This window comes from Grylomicrobium aquisgranense (genome assembly GCF_033971865.1).
GTDB lineage: Bacteria > Bacillota_I > Bacilli_A > Erysipelotrichales > Erysipelotrichaceae > Bulleidia > Bulleidia massiliensis.
Genome location: NZ_JALBUR010000048.1, coordinates 1 through 11303, shown reverse-complemented (window position 1 = coordinate 11303; position 11303 = coordinate 1). Strand labels below are relative to the sequence as shown.

General features: G+C 46.5%; 11 protein-coding genes. 8 read left to right on the top strand and 3 right to left on the bottom strand.

Going from position 1 to position 11303, the window contains the following annotated elements; all coding sequences use genetic code 11:
* Positions 1-231 (top strand): hypothetical protein (locus MOZ60_RS10805; RefSeq protein ID WP_370596691.1); only part of this gene is annotated, 231 nt, incomplete at its 5' end.
* A 343-nt stretch (positions 232-574) separates the two neighbouring features.
* Positions 575-853 carry a GmrSD restriction endonuclease domain-containing protein gene (locus MOZ60_RS11600; RefSeq protein ID WP_371832665.1) on the top strand — a complete coding sequence of 93 codons (279 nt, stop codon included), beginning with the start codon at positions 575-577 and terminating at the stop codon, positions 851-853.
* 142 nt (positions 854-995) lie between these two features.
* Here the strand turns inward: MOZ60_RS11600 and MOZ60_RS10800 are convergent, their stop codons facing one another.
* On the bottom strand, positions 996-1508 hold the full coding sequence (locus MOZ60_RS10800; RefSeq protein ID WP_370596690.1) for a TetR/AcrR family transcriptional regulator: 513 nt from the start codon (positions 1506-1508) through the stop codon (positions 996-998).
* A 104-nt stretch (positions 1509-1612) separates the two neighbouring features.
* Here MOZ60_RS10800 and MOZ60_RS10795 point away from each other — a divergent pair, with 104 nt between their 5' ends.
* Together MOZ60_RS10795 and MOZ60_RS10790 are read left to right on the top strand one after the other, a co-directional pair.
* Positions 1613-2566, top strand: coding sequence for a poly(ethylene terephthalate) hydrolase family protein (locus MOZ60_RS10795; protein ID WP_370596689.1), 954 nt, complete (start codon positions 1613-1615; stop codon positions 2564-2566).
* The gene (locus tag MOZ60_RS10790; RefSeq protein WP_370596688.1) at positions 2547-3593 is read left to right on the top strand and encodes an alpha/beta hydrolase; all 1047 of its coding nucleotides are present in this window, start codon (positions 2547-2549) and stop codon (positions 3591-3593) included. Before MOZ60_RS10795 ends, MOZ60_RS10790 begins: the two co-directional genes overlap by 20 nt.
* Before the next feature lie 60 nt (positions 3594-3653).
* On the opposite strand, the gene MOZ60_RS10785 is transcribed toward MOZ60_RS10790, so the two are convergent.
* Positions 3654-3836 carry a hypothetical protein gene (locus MOZ60_RS10785; RefSeq protein ID WP_370596687.1) on the bottom strand — a complete coding sequence of 61 codons (183 nt, stop codon included), beginning with the start codon at positions 3834-3836 and terminating at the stop codon, positions 3654-3656.
* A gap of 96 nt (positions 3837-3932) precedes the next feature.
* Here MOZ60_RS10785 and MOZ60_RS10780 point away from each other — a divergent pair, with 96 nt between their 5' ends.
* From MOZ60_RS10780 to MOZ60_RS10765, 4 genes are all read left to right on the top strand, one after another.
* Positions 3933-4397: a hypothetical protein gene (locus MOZ60_RS10780; protein WP_370596686.1), complete on the top strand. Its 465-nt coding sequence runs from the start codon at positions 3933-3935 to the stop codon at positions 4395-4397.
* 265 nt (positions 4398-4662) lie between these two features.
* Positions 4663-9348 (top strand): EAL domain-containing protein, encoded by a 4686-nt coding sequence (locus tag MOZ60_RS10775; protein WP_370596685.1) that lies wholly within the window; start codon positions 4663-4665, stop codon positions 9346-9348.
* 172 nt (positions 9349-9520) lie between these two features.
* Positions 9521-9868 carry a molecular chaperone Hsp90 gene (locus MOZ60_RS10770; protein WP_370596684.1) on the top strand — a complete coding sequence of 116 codons (348 nt, stop codon included), beginning with the start codon at positions 9521-9523 and terminating at the stop codon, positions 9866-9868.
* Between the two features lie 42 nt (positions 9869-9910).
* The gene (locus MOZ60_RS10765; protein WP_370596683.1) at positions 9911-10513 is read left to right on the top strand and encodes a hypothetical protein; all 603 of its coding nucleotides are present in this window, start codon (positions 9911-9913) and stop codon (positions 10511-10513) included.
* A 370-nt stretch (positions 10514-10883) separates the two neighbouring features.
* Here the strand turns inward: MOZ60_RS10765 and MOZ60_RS10760 are convergent.
* A partial coding sequence (locus MOZ60_RS10760; RefSeq protein ID WP_370596682.1) for an RNA-guided endonuclease TnpB family protein occupies positions 10884-11303 on the bottom strand: 420 nt, incomplete at its 5' end.

Sequence of the window (11303 nt, the reverse complement as noted above, 5' to 3'; positions counted from 1 at the left end):
ACAGAGCATTCAGACTACAATTTAATGGCAAGAATATGCGGAACCCGTCTCTTTAACTGGCGTTCCGCTAAAGCGGAACGGCGCACCGATGAAGCGGAACAGCCGTTCCGTTTTTCCGGATTGTGCAGGTCAGGAACTGTACAGACCCGGAAACACAAGAGAAGAATTTACTTCTATTCTGCAGAAGAATATGCAGCCGGTCTACGACTCTGCCAGACGGCAGGGGTATGAACTGTGGCAGTTATGATGAATAGATGACGTTTGGCCTCAGGTATAAATTATTAAACGATGTGAGATGCACGTATTGCCAGTATTAAACTGAGATATGCTACATTTAACAGACAATTCTGGCAAATGGGCCGCTTTTTCGTGTAGTTATAATGCCCATTGATGTTCAGGCAGCGCATTCGCCGATAGAGTAATCAATCGGGTGACAGTTTCGCGACGCTGAAAAAGAAAAACCTGCAGGTGCAACGATAATGACCTGCAGGATATTGGGGACAGAAAAACAGGGGCTGTAACAGTTGAATAAGCTGTTACAGCCCCCTTGTAACTGCCCAGTCGTATTAACGACTTGCGTCTCCGACCTTTAACCCCAATCAATATTGCTATCTACGGCTATTTCCTTGGCTCATATATTTGTGTAAACAGTGGTTCCTTAAATGGTACGGTTCTTGAAGTGATTGATGGGCAGCAAAGGTTTTCAACTTTGTCATTATTACTGATGGCTTTATATGAAAAATTGTCTGCTCTTGAAAGCCAAATGGAACTTGAGGACAAAACAGATTTATCGAATCTGAGCTTGAGACAGAAGTCCCTGGATGTCATTTCACTGTCACACCAGACGGTCTGAAGCTAATCTGCGCTGCTTATGAAAATGATCCTGAGAAGAGCGGCATTCATATGCTGGAGATGCTGACCAAGTTCAGAAATGAGGGATTGTGGAAGAAAACGCCCGATCATCAGATTTTACTTAATCTGCTGTTTGGGTTCCATTAATTTTGGCGAGCAAGCAAGAAGAGGGCGGATAGTTCTTTTCCACTTTCCTGCATGCCGCGCTTGATCCATTCGAGCATCCAGCCATATATACCGTAAGCCCAGAAGGATTTCATGTATGCTTCAAGATTCTGCATTTCAGGCGTGATCTGAATAGTGCCTATGATCGTTTCCATCATAATGGATGACATACCAGCATTGTAGAGAGTGGTGTAAAAATCCCTGTGATCCCGGTAGAAATCAAACAATGATGGGAACAAGGTCTCCGGTGCTGATTCCGGACTTGATTCATAAAGCTTTCCCCATTCCTTGATGAGCCGATCTGACTCATCTTTCAGAATATCCTCTTTGTTCTGATAATTCCGGTAGAAGGAAACACGACCTATTTTGGCCTTGTTAGTAAGTTCACTGACGGAGATATCTGAAAGGGGCTTTTCTTTTAGAAGCGCAAGAAGCGCAGTGGTGATCTGCTTTTTTACATAGGTGTTTTTCTGCTCGTTGTTCATGTTCATTCGATGAAACAGACCTCCCTCCGGTGTATCATTTTGCTGAAACAACTGTATCATCGTTGGCTTTATGATACACTTGTTTCAACGACTTGCCAAGGGAGGTCATCATGAAAAAGGTCATGAAAATTGTCGGAGTGATCATTTTAGTTATCGCTGCTGCAGTGGCTGCACTTGTAATCAAAGGGCAGATAGAGGCGAAGAAGTCTTCTGTCAAAGAAGATTATTATACCGAGTTCTCTTCTTCCGCACGTCTTGAGCAGAAGTATTCACAGCCCGGTGAATATGAAGTTTCTTCTTTCGATGATCCATCAGAGAATGCGACGATCAAAAAAGTACGCTTTTGGTATCCATCAGAACTGGAGATTAGCGACAAAAAGTATCCCGTAATCGTAGTCGTGAATGCCAGCGGGACACCTGCATTCAAATATGAACCGTGGTTTAAGCGTCTTGCGTCGTGGGGGTTCGTTGTCGTTGGAAATGAAGACCCGCAGGCCGGAACCGGCGAAACAACGTCCATCATGCTCGACTATATTTTGAATCTGCCGCAGAATCATAAATTAAGCGATAAGCTGGATGCAGAGAACATCGGAATTGTGGGCTTCTCACAGGGTGGAGCCGGAGCCTTGGCAGCAGTAACAATGTACGATAACGGCACGGCGTATAAAACGATATTTACCGGGAGCGCAGCCTATCCGTTCCTTGCCGGAAATATGGGATGGAATTATGACGTTTCCAAAATCAAGATCCCCTATTTCATGGTGGCAGGAACCGGAGCAACAGATGATAAGGGCGTTGCTGATATCACGAAGGAATACGCCGGAGTTGCGCCGCTTGCCTCCCTGATCGAGAATTATGAAACGATCAGCAATGATGTGCTAAAGGTACGAGCAAGAGCAACAGGCGCGGAACACGAAGAGATGCTTGCCCGCAGTGATGGCTACATGACAGCATGGATGCTGTGGCAGCTCTGCGGAAACGAAGAGGCCGCTTCAGTCTTCATCGGCGAAGATGCGGAGATCCTTCATAACAATAACTGGCAGGATGTGGAAAAGAACAAGTGAGCAGAAAACAGGAAAAAAGAAACACACTATATTGATCGCTCTTGCGGTCTTACTGGCTATTCCGGCGATAGCTGCGTTGATCCTTATGACGCACACGCAGATCATCGTAGGTGCGATCCAAAAGCTGTCGGCCAGCACGGTAAACACTATCAACTCTTATGATCCCCTTGGCGAGCCGATGGAAGGTTTAAAGGATAATGGTCAGTACATCATTACAGAGGTTAAGTATTCTGAAGACTATCCAAACAGCTTTCTTGATATTACCTACCCGGATGAAAACAGGGAGACATCACGGCCGACTCTTATCTACTTTCATGGCGGCGGATTCTTCGGCGGCAGCAAGAGTGTCGGAGATCCCCTTGCTGAAAGTGATGCGACTGCATTACTTGATGATATCTGCGCAGAGGGCTTTAACCTTGTCAATATTGATTACGTGCTTGTTCCGGAGTACCATTTTCCGGCTCCGCTGGTTCAGGCCAATGAGGCATTTCAGTTTTTGACAGATCATGCTGACGAATATCATCTGGATATGGATCGGGTGGTGATCATGGGTTCTTCCGCGGGAGCGATCATGACAAGTCAGTTGGGAAGTATTATAACTAATCAGGATTATGCTGAGACGCTTGGCATTTCATCAGTGCTGAAGCCGGAACAGATCAAGGCAGTGGTGATCGATGATGCGCCTCTCGCTTATGATAAGTTTTCTTTAGGTACCAAAGTGCTTGTAGGCAACTATGTAAAAGGCTCTATCTTCCTCAACCGTGAGGAAGTTAAAAAGTATAACAATATAGCTTGGATTGATTCCAATTATCCTGCTGCATTTCTTCTGGGCAGCGAATACTATATGGATATGCGTGCAATGAATTCAGCTTTAGCCGAGATGAATGTGGCCCATAAGCTGGTAGATCCACTTGCAGAGCGTGGGCTGGAGATGCAACATTGTTTTGTTGCAGCAGAACGCACGGATGAGGTGTCAAGGGATGCGTTTGAAAGAATGATAGACTTTGTAAATAAACAGGTACAGTGAAAATAGCTCCCGGACACCGGCGTAAAACCGATGATCGGGAGCTTGCTTTATGTCCGGGTGTCAGGCTTTGACTTCCTGTCCGTTCTTAAAGGTGAAGCGGATGTTGTCCTCTGTGTAGACCATGGCGTAGTCCACCAGCCCGTTCCAGCTGTGCATTCTATGATGGCGATTGGTGCGGTATCCTGAGTCTGCAGAATGATCTTGATGCATGGACACCCAAATATCATTCTCTTTCTGCGTCATACACCGTCTTCGCGGATACTCCGACGGCATCGCCATTTTGCCTTGTAAAAAGGTTCCCGGGAGAACCTTTTCCTGTTGCTGTTTCAGGATTCGGACATGAAGCTTGTCTTCATGGATGATATGGAGAGCTGGTATGCCTGTCACGCTGCTTTTGTGCTTCCGATTGCATATCTTGCCTATTCCTTTCACTGCGATCTGCGCCATAGCAGTATGGCTGATATCAGAGATTACCTGCAGGCGGGCAAAGAAGCCTATGGCTTTCTGAAGTCCATCGGTATGCAGATCCGGCCGGAAGGGGATGAGAAGAACCTGGAAGGCATACGGGGAGCGATGCTGACCTTATGCATGTGGATTGCTGCCAGAACAAAGCTGGGAGAACTGGCTGTGACGGATCATTGCCGCAATGCTGTGGGCGAAATGCAGTATCTGGATGAATGCTTTCAGGAGATGCGCAAACAGAATTCTGCTTTCAGAATGCCATGTTTTGATGCACTGCGCAGCCGGATGCCATCATGGAGTGAACTCCATCTTCTCTGTGATCAGAACAAAGATACTGTATGAAATGCAGAGTATCTGGAGAACTGTGCATGCTCTGATGAAAAACAGTGTATTATACAGAATAAATGAATATAAAGCTTGTCAGGCAGGGATATCTGCAGTACAGCGGGTTTCTTGTTCATTCTGATTGTCAGGAATGCGTTATTCTTTCTGTGTCTTTGCGCGTGGCCAGGCAGTGAGAACTCCCGTCCTTGACAAAACAATATACGTTTATATGATGTACGTCGGATTGCGCAGATTGCAGCAATAGCCAAAGGAGACGATCTGTATGAACGAAAATGTGAAAGAGCTGGATCATTACCGGGCATATTATGATTTGATTGATGGAGGTGTCCTCTTTGTCCTGGCTGACGGTACAGAACGTATTGTTTTTGCGAATACAAAAGCTGCCTCTCTGTATGAATGTACAGATCCTGAAGAACTCCTGCAGTATTGCTCTTCCTGTTATCAGAATCTGATGGAAGAAGAGGATTATAAGCCTCTTTCGCAGCTTGCAGAAAAGAATCCTGATCATATCCATATATCATTTCATTATCGGACACAGAAGGGTCATTTCCGCAAAATACAGGGAACTTGCACGCTGAAGGAAACCGCTTTTGGAAAGACGTATGTGCTTCTTCTGTTTTCATCAGAACAGATCACAGGCGATCTGGATGCAGATGATAAGACAGGTGTGCCTGGTATGCATGATTTCTTTCAGAAAGTGATGCGGCAGATACAGAACCATCTGGAAAATCATACGATTCAGTTTTTCTGCCCGGTCAGCTTCGATGTGACCTGCTTTAAGGAATACAACCGTCTGTATGGCATGCAGAAGGGGGATCAGTGCCTGAGAAAAATTGCGGAAACCATTTCCGGCTGTTTTCCAGGATCACTGTTGGGACATCTGACGGGGGATCATTTCGTTGCTCTTCTGCCATCAGAAGATCTTGAAACGAAGCTGGAACATGTGTGCAGAGAGGTCAACAGTTATATCAATGATGATGGAATTCAGCTGAAAGCAGGAATCTATCAGCCTTCTGAAGAGGATACGCTGGATATTATGAAGAATGCTTTTGATGCGGCAAAAACTGCCTGTGACAGCATCAAGACGGACGGCAACAAGAGCATTGCTGTGTATCGTGCTTCGATGGGGGATGCCATCGCCAATAAGAATTATGTTCTGCGCCATTTCAGTGAAGCGCTGGATAAGCATTATATCAAGGTATATTATCAGCCGGTGATCCGTACACTGACAGGAAAGATCTGTGGCTTTGAAGCATTGGCACGCTGGGAAGATCCGCAGCGGGGCATGATATTTCCGGATGTCTTTATCCCCGTACTTGAAAATGCCCAGTTGATCAATCGTCTTGACCAGTATGTTCTGGAACAGGTATGCCGGCTGTTACGTGACCGGATGGACAATGGTCTGCCTCTGGTTCCTGTTTCCATGAATCTTTCAGCATATGATTTTGAGGTGTCAAATCCGATCGATACTATTGAGAAACTAGTTAAGAAATATGGAATTCCGCGAACTATCCTTTTCCTTGAAATTACCGAGCGGGTAATGTTTCAGTCTCCTGTCAGCATGGCGAAAACGGTTCATCAATTCCAGCAGGGTGGGTATCAGGTGTGGATGGATGACTTTGGCAGTGAGTATTCTTCGCTGAATTCTCTTCATAACTACCACTTTGATGTCATTAAGATTGATATGGGCTTTTTCAGAAACTTTGATGACCGCAGCCGGCAGATTATCACTTCGGTTGTGACGATGGCAAGAATGCTGCGTGTGCAGACGCTGGCAGAAGGAGTAGAAACACAGGAGCAGGTTTCCTTTCTGAAAAAGATTGGCTGCGGACGAATCCAGGGATATTACTACGGAAAACCAATGAACTATGAAAATGCCATTTCGTTCATCCATGCAAGGCAATTCCGTTTTGAGATGCCAAATGAAGCACAGCTGATGAATGCTGCAGAAAGCGTCAACGTAGTTTCGGATTCTCCTACAGCCCTTTTCAGCTTTGATGGAACCACAATTTCACTGCTTAATGAAAATGATGCCTATAAGCGGGAACTGAGGAGCACTGGAACACAGGGAATGGCTGAAGCAAATGCAAATCTTGGGGATGAGAGCTATCCGTTCCGTGGGAGGTTTCAGCAGCTTTTGCTGAAGGCTTTTCACTCAAAGACGCAGGAAACACTCACATATGCGGATAATGGACAGTATATGAGTGTCAATGTCCGCTGGATTGCCGGAGATGAATCTTACTGGGTCGGTGAGGCGCATCTTTATAACATCAGCAATAATAAAGCAATTCAGCAGGCAAAAGCACTGGACAGTACACTGCGGGATATCTTTCAGTTTTATGAAGGATTTTATCAGATAGATCGTGGCAGGAATGAAGTAAAGATTCTTCGCTCCAATCACCCGGAACTGAGTCAGCAGGAGGATCCTTGCACAATCCGTGAATTTATCAGATGCTTTTCTGACAACCTTGTTGATCCGGATGACCGGGAAAGGTTTGTTGCATTTATGTCTGCTTGCAGTGCGGAAAGAAAGATGATAAACCGTGATGGCACCGTGCGCAGGGAGCTTGTGCGTATTCGCAATGAGAATGGTACATACCGGTGGACTGTGTTTGAGGCGCTGGTGAATTATAAGAGTGCGGCGAAGAATATTCTGCTCTGTGAGCGTGAGGATATCTGGGAGAAAATGGATGAACGGGATCAGCTTCTGCCGTTGTTCCTGCAGTCTTTCGGATCTGCAAAAACTACCCCTGCCCAGCAGCAGACTCTGGCGCAGAGCAGCCTTTTTCGGGCGCTCTGCGAAGATTCTCCCTATATGTTTTTCTGGAAGGACAGGAATGGAAAGATTCTTGGCATCAGCAAAGCTCTGAAGGAAGCGGAAGGTATTCAGGATGCATCTGCATTTGCAGGAAAAACAGAGCAGGAGATTGGGTTCTGCCTTGACGCAGACGGATTGAATCCGGACAGGGAAAAGATACCGTATACCGGGTATTCGTCCAAGGAACTTGCTCTGATCGGAGGCAGAGTTCGGGAAGCAGACGTTGTGCGGGTTCCCTGGTATCAGGAAAAGGAGATTTCCGGAAGCCTGACAATGGTAGAAGGAGACCGGAAAAAGATCAGGAATGAGGAATCCCGTCTGGGATTCGCTGACCATGATACGGGGCTGCTGAGCTTTCGTGGCGCCATTGAAGCAGGGCTTCTCTATGCGGACCATTATCGTCTCAGAAAAGATGATTACGTCGGTCTTCTGATTGATGTTCCTGCCTTTTCACAGGTACAGCGAGACAGCGAAGAGAATGCACGGGCGATTCTGAATGGTATTTCGGATGCACTCAGAAAATCATTTGCACCGGGATGGGCGATCTCGCGGATCGGACTATGCTGCTTCCTGTGCTTCTGCAGAAGGGACAGTGCCGGAAATATCGGGAAAAAGATTGCAGCAGTTTCCGGCATTCTGCCGCCATTGTGGAAACGGTTCGGCATTCAGACAAATCCTGAACTGACACATGCAGCTGCATATGGTTCGGAGGTGATGAGTCTTGATGAAATGCTGCAGCTGCTGATCCGCAGACAGAACAGTGCTGAAAAGGAACTGTTTGGAGAAAAGCCTTACACTGAGGACCGTCTTTCGATCAGAAGAGAGATTCTTGACAGTCTTCCGGAACGCGTTGTCATCAGTGATCCGAAAACCTATGAGATTGTGTATATGAATCATGCAGCGCGAAAGGATGTCAGTGTAGATCTGGACAGCAGTCTTGATGGTTGTTACTGCTATAAAGTGCTGGAAGGCTATGATGCGCCATGCAAGAATTGTCCGAATCTGATGCTTCGGATGGATTGTGCGTATGCTTCATCCCACATGGTACGCAAAACAGGGGAAAGGCTGATTTCACGCTCATTTCTGATTTCATGGGAAAAGCGTGTGCTGAAGGCTACATTTGCCTTCAATCTGAATGAATATCTGGATACACTGACAGAAGACCGCGACCTGTTCTATCAGGAAATGCATGCAAATGAAGCCATTACAAGCGGATTGATTGAAGCTGATCCACAACAGGGGATTGAGAAGACGATTTCCAGTATTTCTCAAAATATGAAGCCGGAAAGATTTCTGATTTTTGAAGAGGGTGGTGACAATACGGTCAGTGCTACCTATGAATGGACAGCACCAGGCATAGTTCCGCTGAAGGAGGAGCTGCAGAGCATTCCGCTCACTGAGCTTAGGGCGCTGTATGCAAGGTTTGCTGCTGAGCGTCTTGTCATGGTTCGTGATATGAAGGCTTTCCAGCAGGAACATCCGGATTTTTCACTGCGAATCAGCAATGTGCACAGCTTTGTTTCCGGACGGCTTCTGCTTCAGAATGAGACTGAGGGCTTTACACTGGTGATCAATCCATCAGAAGACAGTCTTCAGAAAGCAAAGGTCGTATATTCAACGCTGACGGATTTTATTGCAGTAATGGTCCGCAACAAGAACAGCATGCGTGAGCTGAAAAGACAGAGCATGATTGATGAGCTGACCGGTACCGGAAACCGCAGGGCGTTGGAATACCGGATCAGAAAATGGCAGGGCGACGGTGTACTTGGAGTCATTTCAACCGATCTGAATGGTCTGAAGAACACAAACGACAGTCAGGGTCACCATGCCGGAGATATGCTGATTATGGAAGATGCCAGGATTCTAAGAGAATGTGCTGGCGAGAGAGCAGTTTTCCGGACTGGTGGAGATGAATTCATTGTTCTGACGGAGAATCTCGAGGAAAGTGACATCCACTTGCTGATTCAGCATATCCGCGACAGTGCAGCCAATAACGGCATCAGCATGGCAATCGGATATGCAAGCATTCGCGGTAAGGCAACCAGCTTTGATGCATTGCTGACAAAAGCTGATTTCAACATGTACAAAGACAAGAAACACAGCTATCGCAGAAGAAAAGAGGACCAGTAATTGGCTGCAGACTGCCTGCCAGCAACAGATGCGGACAAAGATGCTGTGATACAGACCTGTTGCAAAGAACAGACAAAAGCTAGTTTCAGAAGATACTATATGACAGGCTCTCAGGATATTTTCCAGAGAGCTTTTTAATGCTATATTCTCTGACAGATGAGGAGGCTTGATGATGACCAGAGAAGAAGCTATTGATGAAGTCAGAAAATTGGTGGCAGCACCATCCTGCTGCAAGGAGGCAAAGGCTGCGGGTGAGGCATATCTCAGGGCAATCGGTACAGCTCAACAGAAAGCTGCAGCAAAGGAACTGCTGAAGGAACTTGAGGAAGATGTTACATCTATTGAAGATTTGATCGCGCTTGCCAGGTCTGAACAAGGGATAAAGATCTTTGGTGCAGATAGAGCCGGGGCGCTGCTGGAACAGGCAGAAAAAGCAAAGGCAGCCGGCGGCAGATACTGTGTCTGCCCGGCTTGCCAGGCCGGCGGTAAGCTGTTGGAACACCCTGAAGCGCTGCTGTAAAGCTGTATAGAGCAAAACAGGAGAATAGGAGAATATTGGCTGATGAAATACAGAATCGAAGAAAACCAATTTACGGCAGTGCATACAAGAGCTTCATATTTTCCAGATGGAATAGCTGAGCTCTGTAAAGCCGATAAGCAGCTGCCTGATGAAAATACCTATCTGAGAGTGAATAACCTTGTGTTTCATAATGGTACTATTGATGTGGATGTCTGCGGAAAACTGCTGCCAGATGCACCGGAATATGCAAGAGGCTTTATTGGAATTGTGTTCCGTGCCAATGAAAACAACAGTGAGTTTGAGTCTTTCTATATCCGGCCGACAAACGGAAGGGACTGTACGGATCCCATCAGAAAGAAACATGGCTGCCAGTATTTCTCTTATCCTGGCTATACATTTTCTTATTTCCGCGAGTTTGAAATCACGGCATATGAAGGCCGGGTGGATACAATTGCTCTGGGAAAATGGAGCCATATCAGAGCAGAGATTGCTGATGATCAAGGAACATTCTTTGTTGATGGCATCAAAGTGCTGGAAGTGAATGGATTGAAACATGGCGCAGATGCAAAAGGCACCGTCGGATTATATGTTGATATTGGCACAGACGGCTTTTTCAGAAATTTGGAAATCAATTGTTCTGACTGAGAGGTTAACAACCCGCCGCTAGAACTGCAGGCTTGTAAAAGCCTTGGTTGACTAGCCTGAGTACCGTTGTACACGCCATGTACGCTAACAGTACTACGTTGTCTTGGTCATCGGACCCGTGGACGTAATGCCTAATCTGCGGCTCTCTGGCCTGTCAGTGAACTACTCGGCTACAAGTAATCGAGCTTCAAAGTGGCACAGGCCACTTTTCTTTTTTCCTGTGTTTCCAGACTGTCAGGAATGTGTACGTATCTCATAGTTTCCCATGAGGCGCGATGCATTCTGCTGTAGGTATTCTGTATGGTCTTGCATTCTCCATACAGTGGTTTCAGGCTATCCCCGCCGTCCCAGCGGTTGTTGTTGCTTTATTTCAGCAGGTGCAGTAGATCCGCACTGCCTCATCTCTGATATTCAGCGCTGCGTTTTCATCACGGTCATGATGATGTCCGCAGTCAGGGCATGTCCACTCACGTACAGACAAATCTTTGGTGAGTTTGTGCAATCTCCCGCATTCATGGCACATCTGGCTGCTGGGAAAGAACTTTCCCACTTTGATGACGCGCTTTCCAGCCCTCTGTGCTTTATAAGCAAGCATGCTGGTAAACATGCCCCATCCCTTGTCACCGACAGACTTTCCGAAGTGCAAAGACTGTGACATTGCCCTCATATTCAGATCCTCTATTCCGATCATGTCGTAGGTATCCACTAACTGTCGTGACAGCTTGTGTAAGGCATCGCTGCGCTGATGCTTGGCTTTCGCACTCAGCTTTGCGATTTTTACCCGCTGCTT